21 protein-coding genes are annotated in these 19,929 nt (G+C 57.3%); 15 read left to right on the top strand and 6 right to left on the bottom strand.

The genetic code is table 11. From position 1 onward, the window contains the following. Window positions 1–140: 140 nt before the first annotated feature. On the bottom strand, window positions 141–680 hold the full coding sequence (locus NKI68_RS01180) for a plastocyanin/azurin family copper-binding protein (RefSeq protein ID WP_254544860.1): 540 nt from the start codon (window positions 678–680) through the stop codon (window positions 141–143). Window positions 681–921: 241 nt separating this feature from the next. Here NKI68_RS01180 and NKI68_RS01175 point away from each other — a divergent pair, with 241 nt between their 5' ends. The 6 genes from NKI68_RS01175 to NKI68_RS01150 all read left to right on the top strand — a co-directional run bounded on the left by NKI68_RS01175 (window position 922) and on the right by NKI68_RS01150 (window position 7,704). Continuing rightward, the gene (locus NKI68_RS01175; protein ID WP_254544859.1) at window positions 922–2,346 is read left to right on the top strand and encodes a cytochrome ubiquinol oxidase subunit I; all 1,425 of its coding nucleotides are present in this window, start codon (window positions 922–924) and stop codon (window positions 2,344–2,346) included. Next, window positions 2,339–3,340 (top strand): cytochrome d ubiquinol oxidase subunit II, encoded by a 1,002-nt coding sequence (cydB, locus tag NKI68_RS01170; RefSeq protein WP_254544858.1) that lies wholly within the window; start codon window positions 2,339–2,341, stop codon window positions 3,338–3,340. The genes NKI68_RS01175 and cydB overlap by 8 nt, the downstream gene beginning before the upstream one ends. A 426-nt stretch (window positions 3,341–3,766) precedes the next feature. Next, a complete protein-coding gene (locus NKI68_RS01165; RefSeq protein ID WP_254544857.1) occupies window positions 3,767–4,930 on the top strand; it encodes a hypothetical protein in 1,164 nt (387 codons plus the stop codon). Between the two features lie 147 nt (window positions 4,931–5,077). Further along, the gene (locus tag NKI68_RS01160; protein WP_254544856.1) at window positions 5,078–5,473 is read left to right on the top strand and encodes a hypothetical protein; all 396 of its coding nucleotides are present in this window, start codon (window positions 5,078–5,080) and stop codon (window positions 5,471–5,473) included. 273 nt (window positions 5,474–5,746) lie between these two features. Next, the gene (gene ddh / locus NKI68_RS01155) at window positions 5,747–6,682 is read left to right on the top strand and encodes a D-2-hydroxyacid dehydrogenase (protein ID WP_368410898.1); all 936 of its coding nucleotides are present in this window, start codon (window positions 5,747–5,749) and stop codon (window positions 6,680–6,682) included. A gap of 329 nt (window positions 6,683–7,011) precedes the next feature. Beyond that, a complete protein-coding gene (locus NKI68_RS01150; RefSeq protein ID WP_254544854.1) occupies window positions 7,012–7,704 on the top strand; it encodes a ZIP family metal transporter in 693 nt (230 codons plus the stop codon). Between the two features lie 193 nt (window positions 7,705–7,897). On the opposite strand, the gene NKI68_RS01145 is transcribed toward NKI68_RS01150, so the two are convergent. Further along, window positions 7,898–8,248: a DUF488 domain-containing protein gene (locus NKI68_RS01145; RefSeq protein ID WP_438267806.1), complete on the bottom strand. Its 351-nt coding sequence runs from the start codon at window positions 8,246–8,248 to the stop codon at window positions 7,898–7,900. Between the two features lie 397 nt (window positions 8,249–8,645). Between NKI68_RS01145 and NKI68_RS01140 the strand changes: the two genes are divergently transcribed. The 3 genes from NKI68_RS01140 to sugE all read left to right on the top strand — a co-directional run bounded on the left by NKI68_RS01140 (window position 8,646) and on the right by sugE (window position 9,968). Next, window positions 8,646–8,873 carry a hypothetical protein gene (locus NKI68_RS01140; protein WP_254544853.1) on the top strand — a complete coding sequence of 76 codons (228 nt, stop codon included), beginning with the start codon at window positions 8,646–8,648 and terminating at the stop codon, window positions 8,871–8,873. Between the two features lie 44 nt (window positions 8,874–8,917). Further along, on the top strand, window positions 8,918–9,568 hold the full coding sequence (locus NKI68_RS01135; protein WP_254544852.1) for a phosphatase PAP2 family protein: 651 nt from the start codon (window positions 8,918–8,920) through the stop codon (window positions 9,566–9,568). A 76-nt stretch (window positions 9,569–9,644) separates the two neighbouring features. Then, window positions 9,645–9,968 carry a quaternary ammonium compound efflux SMR transporter SugE gene (gene sugE, locus NKI68_RS01130; protein WP_254544851.1) on the top strand — a complete coding sequence of 108 codons (324 nt, stop codon included), beginning with the start codon at window positions 9,645–9,647 and terminating at the stop codon, window positions 9,966–9,968. A 28-nt stretch (window positions 9,969–9,996) separates the two neighbouring features. On the opposite strand, the gene NKI68_RS01125 is transcribed toward sugE, so the two are convergent. Next, a complete protein-coding gene (locus NKI68_RS01125; RefSeq protein ID WP_254544850.1) occupies window positions 9,997–10,461 on the bottom strand; it encodes a nucleoside deaminase in 465 nt (154 codons plus the stop codon). A gap of 533 nt (window positions 10,462–10,994) precedes the next feature. Here NKI68_RS01125 and NKI68_RS23505 point away from each other — a divergent pair. From NKI68_RS23505 to NKI68_RS01110, 4 genes are read left to right on the top strand one after another with little or no spacing between them, the layout of a single operon-like run. Further along, window positions 10,995–11,126, top strand: a complete 132-nt coding sequence (locus tag NKI68_RS23505; RefSeq protein WP_256562666.1) for a hypothetical protein — start codon at window positions 10,995–10,997, stop codon at window positions 11,124–11,126. Window positions 11,127–11,130: 4 nt separating this feature from the next. Further along, window positions 11,131–12,153 (top strand): YeiH family protein, encoded by a 1,023-nt coding sequence (locus tag NKI68_RS01120; protein ID WP_254544849.1) that lies wholly within the window; start codon window positions 11,131–11,133, stop codon window positions 12,151–12,153. Window positions 12,154–12,196: 43 nt separating this feature from the next. Then, a complete protein-coding gene (locus tag NKI68_RS01115) occupies window positions 12,197–12,934 on the top strand; it encodes a helix-turn-helix domain-containing protein (protein WP_254544848.1) in 738 nt (245 codons plus the stop codon). A 55-nt stretch (window positions 12,935–12,989) separates the two neighbouring features. Beyond that, window positions 12,990–13,862, top strand: coding sequence for a sulfurtransferase (locus NKI68_RS01110; RefSeq protein WP_254544847.1), 873 nt, complete (start codon window positions 12,990–12,992; stop codon window positions 13,860–13,862). A gap of 137 nt (window positions 13,863–13,999) precedes the next feature. Here NKI68_RS01110 and NKI68_RS01105 read toward each other — a convergent pair whose 3' ends face one another. Beyond that, window positions 14,000–15,307, bottom strand: coding sequence for an APC family permease (locus NKI68_RS01105; RefSeq protein ID WP_254544846.1), 1,308 nt, complete (start codon window positions 15,305–15,307; stop codon window positions 14,000–14,002). Between the two features lie 201 nt (window positions 15,308–15,508). On the opposite strand from NKI68_RS01105, the gene NKI68_RS01100 reads away from it, so the two are divergent. Continuing rightward, window positions 15,509–16,447, top strand: coding sequence for an NADP-dependent oxidoreductase (locus tag NKI68_RS01100; protein ID WP_254544845.1), 939 nt, complete (start codon window positions 15,509–15,511; stop codon window positions 16,445–16,447). 174 nt (window positions 16,448–16,621) lie between these two features. Next, window positions 16,622–17,788, top strand: coding sequence for an MFS transporter (locus NKI68_RS01095; RefSeq protein WP_254544844.1), 1,167 nt, complete (start codon window positions 16,622–16,624; stop codon window positions 17,786–17,788). 140 nt (window positions 17,789–17,928) lie between these two features. On the opposite strand, the gene NKI68_RS01090 is transcribed toward NKI68_RS01095, so the two are convergent. Beyond that, the gene (locus tag NKI68_RS01090; RefSeq protein ID WP_368410896.1) at window positions 17,929–19,161 is read right to left on the bottom strand and encodes an MFS transporter; all 1,233 of its coding nucleotides are present in this window, start codon (window positions 19,159–19,161) and stop codon (window positions 17,929–17,931) included. Further along, window positions 19,158–19,901 (bottom strand): uroporphyrinogen-III synthase, encoded by a 744-nt coding sequence (locus tag NKI68_RS01085; RefSeq protein ID WP_254544843.1) that lies wholly within the window; start codon window positions 19,899–19,901, stop codon window positions 19,158–19,160. Before NKI68_RS01085 ends, NKI68_RS01090 begins: the two co-directional genes overlap by 4 nt. Window positions 19,902–19,929 lie beyond the last annotated feature (28 nt).

Here is a 19,929-nt window from a genome sequence, read left to right as displayed (position 1 = left end):
CTCCCGAAGAATACATGGCGCATTCCCAACGGATGGGAATCCGTCAATGTGGTTTACAAGAAGGCAACGAAGTTTCGTGCTATTAGGATTTGATACGTGTTCCTCTGGAAATCCATCACCTAGCGAGTGAGAGAACGTCCTCACTCAGAAAAGCTGCTATACGAAACTGCGCCTTGGTCAACAATCGTTTGACTCTCAGGTACGTCTCCATCGGGCGGCATACTGCCTTCAGCGGGTCCGCCGGGCTCGCCGACAACAATTCGTCCGACCATGTCGAGACTCTTGTGAGGCGTACAATAGTAGTCGTACGTTCCTGTGGTCTTGAACGTATGTTCGAAAGTTGCGCCCTGCTCGCTGAGAATCCCACTGTCCCACGTTTTAGCACCCTCGGGGATGCGGGTGACTGATGCCTGACCCGTTCCTTTCGTATATGCAGTTGCAGAGTGGCTTCCGCTGTCGATCTCGAACGTGACAGTTTTGCCGGACTCTACGAAGAGTCCGATTGGATCGAAGTAGTAGTCACTTCCTTCTGTGACCATCAGGATCGTGTTCGTGGGCCTGTTCGATGGTGAATCCGAATCATTGTTTCCATCTGGATTCGAACTACTGCAGCCAGCGAGGCCGGTTAGACCGACAGTTGAAGCGACTGCAGCTGCCTTCAGAACCCGTCGGCGCTCCATACTTGTACTTCGGCACGTCAGTGATAGGCCACTTTGGCGGATTCCCAACTCTCGGGACTCCGCCGTCGATTGACTGTTACTCCACTCGAAAGGCTACCTATGACAATACCAATCGTCTCTGTACGTCCCTGTGTTACGGAATCGTCTGCAGGGCAAGTGGGGTTTGCAGACCCGCTTCAACTTTCTATCATCTCAACGCCACCGAGACGTTATACCAGATGGCTGTATGGCGGTGATGTCGATGGTTGATCCGGTCATCGCGAGCCGGCTCCAGTTCGCGCTCACCACAATCGTTCACATCATCTTCCCGGTGATGAGCATGGGGCTCGCACCATTCCTCATCTACTTCACGTGGAAAGAGATCCGCACCGAACAACCGATTTACGAGCAATTGCGCCGATTCTGGACAAAAATTTTCGCCGTGAGCTTCGTCGTCGGGACGGTGACGGGCCTCGTCCTCGAGTTTGAGTTCGGGACGAACTTCGCTGCGTTCTCGCGGACGGCCGGGGAGCTGTTCGGCGGCCCACTCGCGCTCGAAGGCATGATGGCGTTCATGCTGGAAGCGACCTTCCTTGGGATCTTCGTTTTCGGTCGAGACCGCGTCTCGGACCGCCTCTACCTTCTCTCGAGTCTCGCTGTCGGCCTCGGAACGTGGCTCTCGGCCGTCTGGATCTTGATCGCGAACTCGTGGATGCAGACGCCTCGTGGATTTGAGATCGTCGTCGAGAACGGCCACCGCGTCGTGAAACTCACCGACCCTCTCGCGGCGTACCTCAACCCACGCTTCCCCTATATGTTCGTCCATATGCAGAACGCTGCAGTCGAATCGGTCGCCCTCTTCATGGCCGGCGTCGCCGCCTACTACGTCTTCCGCCACCACGTTTGGGGCTACCCGATTCAACACATCGGCTTTTGGGAGAAAACACTCAAGATCGCGCTCGTCGCGCTCATTATCACGGCACCACTCCAGGTTCTGCAGGGCGACGCCTACGCGCGCCACGTTGCCGAAACCCAACCCCAGAAGTTCGCTGCGATGGAGGCCGTCTGGGAGACCGAATCGTACGTTCCCGAGTACATCGTCGCGTTTCCGACTGACCTCAACGATCTGCTCGATCCACGGACGAAGGATCTTTTCGGAATCGGAATTCCAGGTGGCGCTTCGTGGCTCGCGAGCGGCGGGAATGCCGAGGCGACGATACGCGGACTCGAGTCATTCGACACACGGGCACCACCAGTCGCGATCGTCTTCTGGGCGTTCCGCATCATGGTCGCACTGGGATTCTGGTTCATCCTGCTCGCGGGATGGGGCGCGTACCGCTGGTGGCGTGGTGAACTGTTCGACGATGACCTGCTCCACAAGGCCTTGATGGCATCCTCACTTCTCGGCTTCGTCGCCGTCGAGGTCGGCTGGATCGTCACGGAGGTCGGTCGCCAGCCGTGGGTCATCCAGGGCGTCATGAAGACGGCAGCCGGTGTCTCTCCAGGGCTGACGGCGACGGAGGCGACCTTCACACTCCTTGGATTCGCCACCGGGTATGCGCTGCTGCTCGGCCTGTACACCTACGTCGTCGGTCGCATCATTCGAGCCGGCCCGCCGGCACGTGACGACCTCGAACTCAGCGACCACGCGGAATCGTCCACGTCAGAGGTGAGTACCAGTGGTTGACATCGACGCGCTCGCCGCCGAGCCGCTGTTTGGATTACCGCTGGCAGACCTCTGGTTTGCGCTCCTGTTCTTCATCTTCGGGATGTTCCTCTTCCTGGACGGCTTCGACTTTGGCGTCGGCATCCTCTTCGCCACCCGCGACGACGACCACGAGAAAGAACAACTGCTCGCAGCCGTTGGGCCGTTCTGGGACGGCAACGAGGTCTGGCTCGTCGTCTTCGGTGGGGCCCTGTTCGCAGCCTTCCCGGCCGTGTATGCGAATCTCTTCAGTCGGTATTATCTGCTGATGTTCGCGATTCTCGCTGCGCTCGGACTTCGAGGACTCGCTCCCGAAATGTACGAAGAACGTGCGGACACCCGGTGGCGGCGATTCTGGGGGTCCGCGTTCATCATCGGAAGTGCGATGACGCCGTTCCTGCTGGGGCTGTTCGTGATGAACTGGCTGCTCGGGGCCTCCGGCCTCATCACGCCCGCAGGTATCCTCGGTGGCCTCGCAGTCGTCGCGCTCACCGTCGTCGACGGGGCGGCGTTTCTCGGCCTGAAGACCCGCGGAAGCCTCCGTGCAGAGGCCAGTACGTATGGCGTACGTGCTGCGCTGACCTATCTGGGACTCGCCGTGCTCACATTGGAGACCGCGTACGCGACCACACCGGGCCTACGCGCGTCGTTCCGGTCACCGTTCGTCGGTCTGCTTGTAATCACAACTGGCGTCCTTACAGGCGCCTACGTCGTCGCTTTCCGTCGGCGTCGGTTCTATGTGGCATTCGTCACAGCGGCCGCGCTCGTGTTCGCGCTCGTCGGGCTCGTGGCCACGCTCATGTTCCCGTACATCAACCGTGCAGCAGGCCTCACCGTTCAGGACGCGATCATCTCCACGCTTCCGCTCAATCTCATGTCGATCATGGCAAGCGTGCTCATCCCAATCGTTCTCGGGTATTTCGTCGTACTCTACGCAGCGTTCAGTGGGCCTGTCGAGGCCGGTGAGACCTATTGATGCCTCGAAAACCAAGTTTCAGAATCGCCGTTCGCTTGACTCTCACACCCGTTCACGGAGGAGGGTGGGGCCGAACTGTGCGAGGGAGAGGGTGGGATTAATGACGTCGTCACGATCCGATACCGAGCCACAGTTGTTGTCACGAATTCTCGTGACCTGGATCGAAGTCACGGTCGTCGGTCTGACAGGCGGTGTCCTTGGGACCTCTGTCGGGGGTCCACCGGGCCTGATCGTCTATCTTGTCACGACGCTCCTCTCACTTGGGATTCTCTTCTACAACGTGAACGAACTCATCAAACGATGGATCGAACACGAACTGCGTTCAGACACTGATTCCGGTTGAGGCACCCCAATGTGGATCCGCGACCCTCACCGGGTACGACTGAATCAGTCAGGTAGAAATGGCTCCTCGGCCAACGTTCACTAATGGATCCAGAACGGCCCCTCCTTCGTGGCTCTCGTCGGCTGCTCTCCGTTCTGCTCTGCGTACTTGTCGGACTGACGCAGGTGCCCACAGTATCCGCCCATGGGTCGACGGCGACTAGCGGCCTCTCTCAGGGGCATGGCGTCGTTCTCGCCATCGTCGGCGTCGGACTGCTCGGCGGAGCCAGCGTGCTCAAACGAACGAATCACGTCTCACCAACAGTCGCCCTCTACGGCGTCTTCGTCGGCATCACCGCGACTGCGCTTGGTGCTGTCCTCTTCGAGGGGTTGTCACCGGATCCCACATACACGGCGCATTCGATGCCGTTTCCGCGATCATGGTATCCCCTGATGTCGGTCACAACCGGGTTCCTGATCATGCTGATGAGTGTGGTCGTGGGGTGGCTTCGTTGGCCGACCCGGCCACGGTATACCTTCCTCGGCATCCTGATGGAGTTGTGGATTACGTACCCCTACCTCATCCCCGGGCCAGCGAGTGACTCACACCCGCTCGGCTATGCAATCGTTCTGGGAACACCAGTTCTCGTGGGCTACGTTGTCTGGACGGACGCCGGAAGCGTGCTTCGTTCGGTTCTGCAGGATCCGGTTGTCCGGCGGTTTGGAATCGGTGTGGGAGTCGTCATGACGCTCTTCTTCGTCTCTGTCACCGGTTATCTCTCGTTCTTCCCGGAAGAGGGCCTCCCTCACGAGCGGATTGTCGTCGTCATTCCGACGATTTACCAGCTCGTGACGTGGCCCGTCCTCGAGGTCTATCTCCCCCACATCCCTCTCTTCGTAGCGATTTCACCTGCGCAACTCATCGTCGTCGGAATGCTGAGCACGCTTATCGGATTGAATGCGGCGCTCATCGCCCGCTACTGGCGAGTCGAAGAACGGGCAGGCCTGACCGAAGGCACTGCGGGAGGCGCAGCGATTGTCGGTTCGTGTACCTGTGGTTGCTGTGGGCCGCTCGTTGCCAAAATTGCGGTATTGGCGGCAGGGCCATCGATTGCCGCGCCGTTGTACTGGGTGTTTGTCGATTCCGCCTCCCCGGTCAGTAGCCTGTTCATCATCGGGAGTGTCGTGCTGTTCGCAGGGAGCCTGATCTATTCAGTCGAATCCGCACAACAGGCCGGACAATCCTCGTCGATCACTCCAGCCGATTAACCCCATCAACAACTGAATCCCCGCTCCGACGGTCGACAACGAGTAACTGCGAACTGTCGCTGCCATCCGTCCCGAAACAGCGAAGAGCGGTGAGCCAGCTCGTCACGAGTGGAAACCTATACGCCTCTCCCACACAGGGTTCCAAATATGGCGAATTCCAGTCCGCCCACATTCATGCTGGGCATTGTCCTCGGAATCGTACTCGTCGTCTTGGGTGTCGGTGCCTACGTTCTTTCTGACTTCGCAAGCATCACGGCACTCATTCCGGCCATCTTCGGCAGTGTCATCGCCATCTTGGGCGTGGTGGGACGCCAGCAGCCGACTCGGCAACGGCTCGCTGCCTACGGAATCGGGCTCCTGGCAGTGCTCGGTGTGCTGGGTTCGATGCGAGGGATTCCAGCGATTATCGCATTGCTCATTGGCGATTCAGTCGACTCGGTTATCGCGGCCGTCTCTCAGGGCGCGATGATCGTCATCTGTCTCGTCCTCCTCGCCGCAGTAATCCAATTCGTCCGCGATACGCGTGCAGCGACGAATCCGTGACCAATCATCTCACCGGTGAAATTCATCTAGGAGTTGTGAACCCATTCCAACCACTCCAGCGGAGCTGTGTTGATACCCGAGCTGGGCCTGCTATGACCTCGGATACGTTGAGAAACTCTATTCGATAGTCAGCGTCTCGATTGATGCTGAAGACACGTACCGATGAATTCGATGAAAAGTAGAGCCGGAGTCAGTAGGATTCTGAACTGGATTGTAGGAACAATCCTGTTCCGGTAGGTTTCGGACGCTTGAATACGCGTACAACCGAACACGATGAGTATGGAGATCTCGAGCATCGCAGTCGATGAGTCCGTCTCGGCCGTCTTTCCCCCCGAAGAGTTGCGAGGCGCCCTCGGGGATGCTGTCGACGTGGGAATAATCGATGCTGGCGCTGACTCTCTCGAACCGTACGATGCCGTCGTCACGATGGTCTACCACGATAGTTACCTCGAGGGAGTCAACTGGATCCACTCGATTCAGGCGGGTGTGGATCGCTTCCCCTTCGACGAATTACGCGAGCACGGCGTGATCCTTACAAACAGCAGTGGCATCCACGGTCCGGCGGTCGGCGAGACCGTCGTGGGGTACATGCTTTCGTTCGCACGTCGGCTGCTGCCGGCCGTGAAATCGCAGACCCAGCGGGAGTGGTCGCCACCCGTATGGGACGACGCCTATACGCTGGCAGACGAGCGGTGTTGCATTGTCGGGTTAGGGACACTCGGACGGGGAATCGTGGAGCGGGCGTCTGCGCTCGGACTCGACGTCGTCGGCGTTCGTCGCACGGGTGAGCCGCTCGATGGAGTCCAAACAGTCTACCCACCGGACGACCTCCATACCGCGATCCGGGATTCGAAGTTTGTCGTGCTCGCGGTGCCGCTCGTCGACGAAACTCGCCATCTTATCTCCACCGAGGAACTCGCCGCGATGCGAGACGACGCGATTCTGATCAACGTCGCGCGTGGCCCTGTAGTCGACCAGGAGGCGCTCGTTGATGCCCTCGAAGCTGGGGAACTCGGTGGCGCTGCACTCGACGTCTTCGAGGCGGAACCGCTGCCCGAAGAGTCCCCACTCTGGGAGTTCGAGGAGGTTCTCGTCACACCACACTGTGCGGGGTTTACCAAGGACTACTATCGGAACGTCGCGGAACTCGTCCGGAAGAACCTCGCCCGCATCGACGCCGGCGAGGAATTCGTCAATCGGATCGTGTAGGCGGATATCTCGCAATCGCTCTTCCCAAAGCAAGTACCACCAACAGGTTGCGATGCTTGGAAGGTCCTTCTTGGCTACCTGATGTCCGGTTCCATTACTGTCGCACCAGCCGGTATTCGCGGTCTGATTCCACTCCTGGGCCAGTCGTTTCCGTCTTTGACGTACTTCAATGAGGCCGCCCAGATCGGGAACTTTCGCGATCTGGTGGAGGAACTCACCGGACCCATACTTCCAAATAACCGCTACGACTGGAAAACTGACCATTGACCGTACGACCAGGATAATTCCCACGCGGTAGGACCAAGTACCGTACTCTTTGAACATCATACATGGATCTGTTGCTTCTCCTTATCGCGGCCCTCGCCTCGGGCTCGCTCACATTTGGGGCCGTCCTCGGATTGGTCTGGATACCGCCGCAGCAACTGTTAGCCACGATCCTCGCATTCGCTAGCGGCGCGTTTATAACAGCACTCGCTACGGATCTGTTTGTTGAGTCGGTTGAGACGGCAGGTATTGTCCTTCCTGGGGCAAGTTTGCTGGCCGGAGCGATCGTCTACGTCGTCGCCATCCTGTTCGTAGAGCGTATCGGGCGCGGTAGCGATGGGATGTCGCTCTTTCTTGGCTCACTCTTCGATGGGATCCCCGAGAGTGTAGTCCTCGGGATTACGTTCATCGGTGGAACCGAAACACTCCCGTTGTTTGTAGCTATCGTGGTCAACAATGTCCCTGAGGGAATCGGTGGGGCCTCCGAGATGCAGTCGGCCGGTTCTTCGCGCTCATCTATCCTCGTGCTCTGGACGGCGACGGGGGTCGTACTCTTCGTCTCGGTCGTTGCTGGCAACGTGTTCCTTCAAGGCGTGTCCTCTGTGACGCTCGCAGTGGTTCGATCGTTTGCCGGCGGAGCTATTCTCGCCACACTTGCCGACGCCACGATGCCAGACGCATTCGAAGAGGGTGGCCCTGCGGTCGCTGTCGCCACCGCCGTTGGCTTTCTCATGACGTTTGCGCTGACAGTAATTTAGGCCGTCAACGTTTTCGATTGGAGTGTGGAAAACTGCCTCACCTCCATTGCGGTCGTGGGTGGCCTGTTTCAACTGAGATGGTTCATGCGCGTTCTGTTCCTTTCGCGTCTCCATGTAATCTTCAACGGTCTCCTCATGTGCTGTTTCGTCGTCGGAACGCGTTGAGAGTTCCGCCACACGATCGACTTGGCGATTACAGCTGGTCAGCGATGTAGTCTTTGAGAAGCGTTCGATGACACCGTTTCTGGTCGGTGTTCTCGAAACAGACCAAGACGAGGTGTTCCTCGTTACGGAGACGATCGGTGAGTTCAGCGACTGCGGATTGGGTTTCCGCAGCTTCGGTGAGATGTGTTCGATACCGCTCGTCGAAACCGACCTCGTCCCAGGCAGCATTATGTGCTCCCTCGTCACACAGCCCCTGCATCTTGAAATCCTCGTGACGCTGTTTGAACTCGTCTAGGAGATCATCCGGAGGGCCGAGTGCAGAACAGTTCTCGTCAATCGCCGTTCTGAACCAGCCGGTTGGCCGTCGAACTACACCCACGAGCGTGGCCTCCGAGGAAATGTCTACGAGGTCATGCTGTAGCCCTGCGACGTACGTATCCTCGAGGAGACTGGAGGGAGTCACGATTACTGTCTTGAGTCTTCGATGCCCAGCGTAGTCAACCCACCGGGAGACAAGTATGTCCTCGGCCAGCTGACTTTCACTGATAGTATGAGACTGTGAGGAGGGCTGGCGTAGCTGGATCGTATCGGAGCGATTCGCGAGGCGTCTGGTCGAATCAGTCAGCTAGAAGAGGGTTGTTGAGAAACCTCACTAGTAACACCAGACTGGTCGATGCAGCAGGACGGAAGCACCTGTGAGCGCCCCTCCGTCTCGGCTGCTCACACGTTTGACGGAACTCTATTTGCGAGATGCGGTGCAGTCGAAACCCCGAAATATGCGAACTACCACAACTGAGACATTGGTCGGTATCAGTCGAGGGATAGGGATTACCGAACTCCTGCACGGCCAAGCGCCGTGGATAGTGATCGTCTCATTCACACTCGTCACGCAGTTAGGTGACGTCTGGTTCCTGTTTCTCCTCGGAGGCGTTCTCTACATTGGTGGCGAGGCCCTGCCGCGGTTGCAAGTCGAGCGGAGCGAAGGCCTCTTCATCATTCTCTGATCATCACGTATCTAGCGCTTATCGGGATTCTCAAAGACCTACTGTTGCTTCCGCGGCCTCCGGGAGCGACCGAGCCACCGCCACTTCGATGGGTGCCATCGATATTTGCTGGACTCTTCAGAAGTATCACGACTGCAGAGGGCCCCGGCTTCCCGAGCGGACACGCGCTGGGAACGACGATGGTTTGGGGTGGACTGGCACTCGTTATTGACCGTGGACGAGTTCGAACCCGGGTCGGAATCGCCGGAATAGTCATTGCTCTTGTTTCGGTATCCCGGCTAATTCTCGGTGTGCACTATGTCGTCGATGTGCTCACTGGCGTCCTTCTCGGTATTGTCATCCTCGGCGGCCTCTATGTGCTCGCTGACCACGGAGCTGATTCGGAACGGGTCTTACTCGTGGCAGTTGTGATTGGGGTACTTGGACTCGTTGTGAACCTGAATTTCGATAGTGTCGCTGCTGTCGGCGGTGCAGTCGGTGCGTGGGTGGTGTGGCGACGAATCGCCGAAGCAACACCGACTCATCCAACAGAAACTGATGAGGTATTCGTCGCACTTGTCGTGGCAGTGCTTGCAGCTGTGATTTTTGGGGCCACGTACGCAGTTAGACTCCCGTATCCGCTCACCTTTCTTGGAACTGCCATGGCCACTGGGCTTACCGTGAGTGCTCCCCTCCTCGGCGAACGATTAGCCTAACCGGCCGTCTGAGAGCGAGAACCAGTCCGACGTGATTTCGAAATTTATAGTCCCATCAGGGAACAACAGTCGCCTAATGTCGTGGGTCGTTCTCTTCATAGCTGGCCTGTTCGAGATCGCCTGGGCAATTGGCCTGGAGTACTCTGACGGTCTCTCGGAACCGCTACCGACAGTGGGCACAGTCGTTGCGCTCATCATTAGCATGGTACTGCTCGCGAGAGCGGTTCAGGATCTGCCGATTGGAACCGCGTACGCTGTCTGGACGGGCATTGGAGCTGTCGGAACTGCTTCACTCGGCATCGTGCTATTCGACGAGCCAGCAACGAGTGCTCGCCTCCTATTTATCTCAGTGATTATCTTCGGGATCGTCGGCCTCCACCTCGTTTCCGGAGGTCACTAGGACGATCCCTCTGAATGGATTGACCTAGTCACCAGTCGTACTCTTGATGAATCTGGTGACCTTCCTCATTCAACAGGGGCCCGACAACGTCACTAACACCATCCAGGATTTCTGCGGACCGGACTGTTGGCTCAACCCCTGTAAACGCCGTGAGTTCATCACTTCCGACACTATATACGACGCGCCCGAACCCAGCTGTCACCATTCCGCCAGCACACATCGGACAGGGTTCAGTGCTCGTATACATCACCATCGCAGCTCGCTCATCAGCGCTGTATTCTTGGCATGAACGGTACGCGAGATGGAGTTCGGGGTGACGCCGGATATCGTCGTCCGTAATCTCACGATTCGAATCGTTCATGATGACTGTATCGTCGCGGACGAGCACGGAGCCGAACGGTTTGTCGCCACGAGCGGTAGCCTCGCGCGCAAGCTTGAAAGTTTCGCGCATATGTGCGTCGTGATCGAACTCATCGAATTCGGGAGCTGTCATAGTTGGATGGTTGTCTTTCCGGATGAAGTACTTGTTCGGAACGGCAATTCAAGTGTCGTTTGGCCGCCGACAGTCTCTGTCGGGCGGCCATCCTTCGAGAGGTGATGTCGTTGGTTGTCGTAACAAAAACGAAATATGTGGTGACTCGCTGGCTACGTATCCTCGTCACCGATGGTTCCGGATCGAATTCGCGTGAGGAGCTTAATAACCGCTCCAAGCATTGCCGTATCCTTCAGAAACTGGATCTGCTCAAATTATCGGTCACCGCCTCCGTGATTCCAGAAATCATGTATCGTGGGTGTCCTTTCGCGGAACCACGCGACGATTGCCGTGGCGGCGAGTCGGAGCGCGCCAGAGCATAATGAAACGCCAGTCCGACCGTGCTCAATCATCCCATTGAGCTTGGCTTATTCTTACCTCTCGGGTTGTCCGACCCGAACAAAACCGAACAGTCGTCTACATTTGTCGTGCGACAATATTTGTCCTACGACAACCGAATTTTCATTCTGGTTCTCATCCGAGAGAGTGATACAGTGATCGACGGCAAATACATCTCCGAAGCGCTTGCCCAGTGGTGGACAACCCTCGAGAGTGGCTGGCAGGCAGTTCTGTTGGGCTTGTTCGCACTCATCGTCGTCTATCTTGGCGTTCCGATTCCCTGGTGACCGAATGAAGCGAACACTCTTCCCTGGACTCGCGTTCCTCCTCGTGATCGGACTCACCGGACGGTTCACCGCTTCCATCATCCCGGTGAACCACCTCATCGTCACGATCGGTCTGGGGCTCGTCATTGGGAATCTGTACGGGATTCCGGACTGGGCGCGGACCGCCGTCGGAACCCACAAACTCTGGCTCGAACTCGGCATCGTCGTCATGGGGGCGAGCGTAGCGCTCAACCGCGTCATCGCGGCCGGTCCGACGATCCTCCTGCTCGTCGTCGCCACCGTCGCGACGACGATCATCACCGTTGAGGTCCTCGCACGGACCGTCTTCGCCATTCAGGAAGAAACCGGCTCGCTCCTCGCCGCCGGTTCGGGTGTCTGTGGCGTGTCGGCCGTCGTGGCGATTGCCGAGAGCATTGCCGCTGACGATAGCCGTATCGCGTATGCCGCTGCGACCGTTCTCCTCTTCGACGCGACGACCCTCTTCGTCTATCCGTTTGTCGGCCACGTCCTTGGACTCTCTGATACCGTCTTCGGAATCTGGGCCGGTCTCACGATGTTCAGCACCGGCCCTGTTACTGCCGCTGGCTTCGCGTTCTCGAACACTGCCGGTCAGTGGGCGTTGCTCGTGAAACTCACCCGGAACGCGCTCATCGGTCTCGTCGCCATCGCCTATGCCCTCTACTACGCCCGGAGGACCGATAACACTGAATCGAAAACGGCTACAACGGACGGTGGGACTGTTGAAAGCGCCGTTGGGTGGCGATTTCTCTGGGACACGTTTCCGAAGTTCGTCCTCGGCTTTATTGCCGTAATGATCGTCGCGAACCTCGGAGTCCTGAGCAGCGCCCAGGTCGCGTCGCTGTCGAATCTCTCTGATTGGGCGTTCCTCATCGCGTTCGCTGGACTTGGACTCGAAATCCAGGTCAGCGATCTCCAGTCTACGGGATACATGCCAATTCTCGTGGTGCTAACCGGCTTAGTGATCGTCGCGACGGTGATGCTCTTCGTCGTACAGGCGCTGTTCTGAGAAACCGGGAACGGTTTTGTCGAACGACAGTTATCGTTACGTAATGCGGGAATTCACGTTCGCTATCGACTATGAGCACGGGAGTGATCCTATCATGGATGTCTTTATCGAGAACTCGACGCTCACTGCGCACTCGCTCGATGCGGTCGTCGACGAACACGCCTTCTGGCGGATGGAGCACGTTACCGGCCCCGAGACAGCTCTCGACCATCTCGAAAATGTGCGGTTCGACGACAGTTGCTGCGGGGAAGCGATCACCGAACAGCGGTGCGTGGCTGAACGCCATCACGACGTCGTAGAATATTCGACGAACGAACTCGTTCTGTACTCGTACCTGGCGGATATCCGTCAGTGTGAGTCCGTTCACACGCTCGCCGGGAAACATCTGCCCGATGGACTGATTTTCGAGACCCGGCGGCATGAAGAGTCGTGCTGGTGGCGCGTTCTCATGCGCTCGGACGAGAAAATCGGCATCTTCTACGATGAACTCGGAGCGAGACTCCACAACGGGCTCTCGTTCAGAATGGGCCACCTCCGGGATGCTAGCGAATGGCGACGGAAGCAGATGGCGGGCGTCAATCTTCCGGAAGAACAGGAGATTGCACTCCGCACAGCCGTTTCGGCGGGGTATTACGACCCACCTCGGGAAACGACGCTCGACGAACTCGCTGTCGAACTCGGCATCCCCCGGTCGACACTCTCCTATCGGCTCCGACAAGCTGAGTCGACCCTGACCCACCGATACGTCGATCGGGACGAAACCACGCGGTGGCTCGAATAGCTACGTCGGTGTGTGACAGCAGGAGATTAATGCGTGCGCCGACTAATCCCCGGATATGACTACTTCTCCCACCGACGCGGTCGTCTCTGCCGGGTGGCTCGTCGACCGATTAGACGAGGTGCAGAAAGACGACCCGTCGATACGCTTACTCGAAGTCGACATCGATCCCAGCAACTACGAGCACGAACATATCCCCGGTGCGAGCAAGGTCGACTGGCGAACCGACCTTCAGGACCCGACGACCTTCGATGTGCCATCCGAAGCGGCGTTCGAAGAACTCCTGGGTGCGCTTGGCATTCGCCCCAATTCGACGGTCGTCATCTACGGCGATATGATGAACTGGTTCGCCGCGCACGCCTACTGGCTCCTCACGTACTACGGGCACGCGGACGTCCGTCTACTCGACGGAGGACGGGATTTTTGGGAAGAACGCGATGCACCGTTCACGACAGAGGTACCGTCGTTCACATCGCAGTCCTATACCGTCGATGCTCGGAAACCAGAGATCCGAGCTGACCGTCCTGACGTCATGGATGCACTCGAGATGGAGACGACGCTTGTCGATGTCCGAACGCCCGAGGAATATCGTGGTGAAATACTCGCCCCGCCCGGGTGGAACGAGGGTGTCCAGCGCGGTGGACATATTCCCAGTGCATACAACATTCCGTGGAATCAGGTCGTCGAGAGTACCGGCTGCTTCAAAGCCGAAGACGAACTTCGTGCGGTGTACGAGGAACACGATATCGACGGGAATGAGGACGTGATCACGTACTGCCGTATCGGTGAACGGTCTGCACTCACGTGGTTTGTTCTCCACGAGATACTCGGATACGAAGATGTCCGGAACTACTACGGGTCGTGGGTTGAGTGGGGGAATACCGTGGGGGCACCGATCGAGAAGGGTAAACGCACGTCCCTTAGGAACTGACCGACACCGGGGGAAGTGTACCCTAAAGAAGGCTCACGTCCCTCTTCTTCGCAGATGAATCAGTCACGTAGCGGGATTGTTGTCCTACCGATTAGTGGATTGATATCGTAATCGACACAGAACATAGTGGTTGCCACTCAGAGACGGTGCTCGAGGTCGTGGGCTTCTGCGAGAATCGACGACCGTTCGAAATACAGCAACTCTGTGGTGATGACCGCAACTGCAATGGCGAGTACTGTGACGAACACCGCTGGTTCGGCCGTTGCGAGGTGGTACAGGAGGCCCACGATAGCCCCACTCGCTCCCAGGCAACCGATCGCCGGGAGCAGGGCCGTTACGAACGACTCTCGTTCGAGAAACGCCAACAGACTGAGGCCGCCGAAGATGCTGATGAACGACAGTGACGCGAACGAACTGATTGCGTTGAGGCTTCCCAAACTGCTGAGCAGCGCTGTCAGTACGCCGAGTACGAGCAGTGGCCGGACTGGCTCGTCGCTATTGCTACCATGGAGTTCGTTTGGGAGCAAATCGTCCGCGACGAGCATCTTCGAGAGACGCGAGGCACTGAACAACGTCGCGTTGAGCGCACTCCCGGTCGAAAACAACGCCGCTACGGAAATCAGAAGAAAGCCGAATTGGCCGAGGAACGGTTCGGCGGCGACTGCGAGGGCCGTTTCAGAGTTCTGCTGGATGACCTGTGTACTCACCAGATTTGTCGTCACGACGGCGACGATGACGTAGAGTGCGGTTGCCCCCACAATCGAGCCGTAAATCGCCTTCTTGATGGTTTGTTGGGGGTTTTCGATGCTGTTTTGATCAAAGAGGAGGAGTTCCCAGCCTTCGAACGCGACAAATCCGATGGCAGCAGCCAGCAATGCGCTCACTTCCAGGTTTCCGAGCCCAGACCGAATCATTCCCTGCTGAAATCCATAGTAGAGTCCGCCGAGACCGAACACAAGCAGAATGAGCACCTTGAGACCGACGAGTACGTCTTCGGTTCGTCCTGACGCGTGTGCCCCCGCGAGATTGAGACCCACAAACACGATGATAGCGAGCAGCGTGATAAGTGAGCGAAGTGGAAGCCCGACGACCGATTCGACACCCACCAATTCAGCGAAATACCCGCCGAAGGCGTAGGCGTACAGCGACATCGTTCCCACGTACCCTGCAATGAACGTCCAGCCGGTCATGCCAGCGAGCGTCGTACTCCCGGTAAACTGCTCGACGTAGGCGATCGGATTCAACTGCCCGTCGGCCTGTGCGTTGAGCCGCAGCGCAGAGTAACCAGCGCAAAATGCAATGACGCCAGAAGCGACGAACGCCAGCCATGCGGCAGGCCCGGCTTCGACAGCGACAACACCAAGTACCGCGAAAATCCCACCTCCAACCATCCCACCGATCGCCATTGCGAGTGCTTCGCCTAACGAGATCTGATCGGATGACATCCTGTCATGAGAGTCACGCTCATGGTATAAATTCAATTTCCCATGCAGTCGCTTGACCACGACACGAACCGGATGTCAGCGTGACGATTCCAACCAGAACTTCGACGCTTGCCTTGAGATTTCTCGTTTCGATCTCCATCTGCATAGATAGGGGGAATTGTTCGAGCGTTTAATGGAGCGGTGGAGTGAACTCTGAATGAGATGAAGGCTGTTCGCATGCACGAGTTCGGTTCGCCGGATGTTCTCAGGTACGAGGATGCTCCCCGTCCGGATCCGCTCGATGATGACGTTCTTGTTCGAGTTCACGCAGCGGGTGTCAATCCAGTCGACTGGCGGATTCGTCAGGGAATGCAGCTGGTGTCGATGCTGCCGGAGAATCCCTTTCCCCTCATTCTCGGGATGGACGTATCTGGCGTCGTTGAGGAAGTTGGCGCGTCAGTCACTGAATTCGAGACGGGCGATGCCGTGTGCGGTGTCAATGGCTTCCCGGAGTTAGGTTCCTATGCAGAGTATTCGGCCACACCTGCCGAGCAACTAGCCCCGAAACCTGAATCGCTCGACCACGAGGAGGCAGCTGGCGTGCCGGTCGTCACGCAGACCGCCTGGCAAGCGCTATTCGAGTATGCTGATTGCACGGCCGACCGGCGAGTCCTCATCCACGGCGCAGCCGGTGGTGTTGGACACATGGCCGTCCAATTGGCGAAATGGAAGGGGGCCGACGTAATCGCCACGGCGTCGGGGTACAGTGAAGACTATCTCCGAGAATTGGGCGTCGATGAGTTCGTTAACTACCGCGAAGAGCGCTTCGAATCAGTGATTGACGATGTCGATATCGTGGTGGATACAGTCGGGGGTGAAATCCCCGCACGCTCAGTGGACGTACTCAAGAAAGAGGGAGTATTCGTCTCAGTTGTTGGACAACCATCCGACGCTCTCACCACCAACCACGATATCGACGTGGAAGTGGTAAGTGGGCGTTCGAATTCACCATCGCTCCTAACCACCATTAGCGAATTGATTGACGCTGGGGAGGTGCGGCCCACTATCAGTGCTGAATTCCCACTCGAAAATGCAGCTCAGGCACACGAAATAGGTGAGACAGAGCACGTCCAAGGGAAACTCGTTCTCAGCATTGCCTGATTCGTCGTATCGTATATCGAATTGAGATCCATCGGCTCCATCGGTGGAAGCTGCTACTTCACTCAATCAGTACATGGAATAGAAGTAGTATATCATCTAACACCGATTCAGCGTGACCACCTCTTAGTAGCGGATGACTTACGGGGCGCACTTCCCGAGAAACTAATAGAACGAATGGAATGGATACGTAAACTCCGGAACTCGCCAGCAGCAGCCGTGATTTTCGCGAGCACGCTCGTCGCTGTCATGGGTGTCTCACTTATCAGTCCTGCACTTCCAGCGGTCCAGGAGGCATGGGACATTTCGGAGGCACAAGCCAGCCTGTTGTTGTCGGCGTTCACGCTCCCCGGCATATTTCTCACCCTCCCGATTGGATTGCTGACCGACCGAATCGGTCGGAAACCGATTTTAATTCCCGCGCTTGTCGTCTTCGGACTCAGTGGGGGCGGCATCATCTTCACTTCCGATTTCACCCTGATCTTGGTACTGAGAGCGATTCAGGGAGCGGCGAGCAGTGCAATCGCGATGCTTACGGTCACACTCCTCGGGGACCTCTATTCCGGTGAACAACGAAGAGTGTTGATCGGGACCAATGCGGCGATTCTCGCGGTGGGTGCTGCTGGCTATCCGCTACTCGGCGGTGCGCTCGCAACAGTCGCTTGGTCGGCTCCCTTTGCGTGTTTTCTCCTCGCGCTGCTCGTGGCTGTTCCCGGCATTACCTTACTCGAGGAGCCACACCGGGACGAAAATACTTCAAATTCGAGTATCCGTGCGTTCCTCACTGGGCCTACACCGATGACTCCCTTCGTCGTGCTCTATCTGGCAATCTTCGGGATCTTCGTCATCCTCTATGGCGCGCAACTCACCGCTGTTCCGTTCCTGCTCGCCAACGAATATCACCTCTCTTCAGCCGGAATCGGCCTTCTCGTAGGATTGCCTGCGGTCACGATGGGTCTGACTGCAATGCAAGGTGACCGTGTACTTCGGTCGCTCACGAGCTTCCAATCGATTGCACTCGGATTCGTCAGTTACGGGGTCGGACTCGTCATCGTTGCCGTCGCGGACTCTATTTATGTGGTCGCTGGCGCACTCTTACTGTTTGGTCTCGGCCAGGGCCTCGCAGAACCGATTACGGATACTGCACTCAACGAACGAGCACCGGACGACTTTCGCGGGAGTATCATGAGTGTTCGAACGAGCGTGCTTCGACTCGGCACGACGGTCGGCCCGCCGCTTAGTGTCGGGGCTGCAGCCGTCTTCGGCTATCAACGAACACTATTGGTTTCCGGCGCCGGTGCCTTTGTCATTGGAATAACTTGGTTCACGGTCAATCGTTTGTAATCTCTCTCACACCTACTCGTTCACCTGTAGACGAGAAACTCTATTCCAACCCTGAACGGTGTTGTTTGGAAATGTAGTATTGGGAGACTTCTATTACTACTTTCACGTCGGTACCCACTGAATCTGATTCATTTCGCATCTTATGGTGGTCGAAGAAGAAATGCACTGAATCCCGCAACGACCGCCAATACACCGCCTACAAGGAACGTCATCGACCAGGATGTCATCGTGATGAGGACGCCAGCGAGTACACCGCCGGCGACGCCCCCGCCGACTTTCCCGAGATAGACCAGCGCATAGTTGGTCGAAGAGTGTGCTTGGCCGTAGTAGTCACCGACGATGCTCGGAAAGAGGGCGAACTGCGGGCTCCAGAAGAACGTCGCAATGATGACGGCGAGAATGAACCCCAGACCGGACCCAATCTGTCCGAACCAGACGAGCAAGAACAAGCCAACTCCCGTCAAGATCGACGAAACGGCGATCGCCCACTTGCGGTTGACCCAATCGGAAATACCGCCCACTACAATTCGACTGATCCCGCCGACAAGAGCGAGTACCGTTGCTGAGGCAGTTCCAACAATTGCTGTGAGTCCAAACTGCTGAGCGAACGAAACGACCTTTGCAGTCAGCATCAGTCCCGCCGTATTCACAAAGGCAAACATGCCCAGTAACGTCCAAAACTGCCACGTTCGGATCATCTCACGCCAGGTGAACCCTCCGTTCTCCGTCGTTACTGGGTCTTCAGTTGTCGCAGCCGTGGTCGACGTCTCTTCGCTCCAGCCAGTTGGTGGGTCACGGAGGACGACCGCGCCACAGATAACGCCGACTCCGATGAGGACGCCCATATTTCTGAGGACGCTAGAATACGCCGCTGACGTCGCATTCGCACGGACGTAGGGAATAAACACGGCACTTCCAGCAGCAAATGCCATGGTTCCGATTCCCGTCGTGAGTCCCCGATAATCGGGGAACCACTTCAGCGCGGAATTGATCGCGACTGTATATACAATGCCGACACCTACGGCGCCGAGTGAATACAGCACATATATCTGCCAGATGGCAGTCGCGTACGCGAGCCCGAGGTAGCCGCCGCCGGCGAGAATGCCGCCAAGAAGACTAATTCGACGGGGACCGTGATTATCTCGCCACCATCCGACCGGGAATTGGGAGAGTGATTGAAAAGCGACGAACAACGTAAAAACGAGTCCGAGTGCTGGGAGTGGGATGGACAAGTCCGCTGCTAGTGGTCCCTCAATGGAGGACCAGACGTACTGGTACGGGCTAACCAGCGCCATCATGACAGCTGCTGCGACGATCTGCCACCATCGAGAGAATCCAAGAATCTCTTGTGCACGGTCAGCAAGTCCACTCATCTGCTTGATGCCTCATTTCTAACCTCTTGGACCGTGAGTCTAGCTAATTGCTCGAAGTCCACCGATTCCGGTGTGATATCGAGCTCCAGTCCAGTGCCACGTATCGCACGTGCCGTCGGAGCGCCGATTGCTCCGATAACAGTTTCCTCTAACCCACGTTTGAGTTCCGCCGCATCATCTTGCTCCGTAGCAATCTCAAAGAAGTGATCGACAGTTCTCGGTGACGTGAATAGTATACCATCTAATCGACCCTCAATTGCGAGCGAGACTGATCGACCAGCTGTGTTCGGCCTCTCCAATCGGTACAACTGGGTTTCATGGACAGCTGCACCAGCTTCTTCCAGCCCTCGAACCAAGACATCGCTTCCATGTGCACTCCGAGCGATCTCGACTGTCTTCCCTTCAACCTCGTCTGCCAATTCCTCGACGAGTCCCGCGGAAGTGAACGTCGAGGGGACCACATCGACTGAATACTCCCGATTTCGTAGTGCGGTCGCGGTCTGTCGACCGATTGCACACACTGTCTCCCCATCTGGCTCCCATCCACGCTCTACAGCGAGTTCGACTCCAGTCGTACTGGTGAAGATGCAATACTCTGCCTCACGAGGCTGCATTCCCGTCGGACAGATGGTCAGCATCGGATCTGCGATTGGTGTAACACCCAGTGATTGAAGATAGCGGATCGCCTCCTCAATACGAGTGTCATCAGGGCGGAGGACAGCCACCGTCGGCTTGGGCATAGTAGATGTTCCGTCGGTGATGGCCTTG

This window comes from Halomarina pelagica, from assembly GCF_024228315.1.
Classification (GTDB): Archaea; Halobacteriota; Halobacteria; order Halobacteriales; family Haloarculaceae; genus Halomarina; species Halomarina pelagica.
The sequence above is the reverse complement of the archived record's forward strand: the minus strand, read 5'-3'. Positions and strand labels throughout refer to the sequence as shown.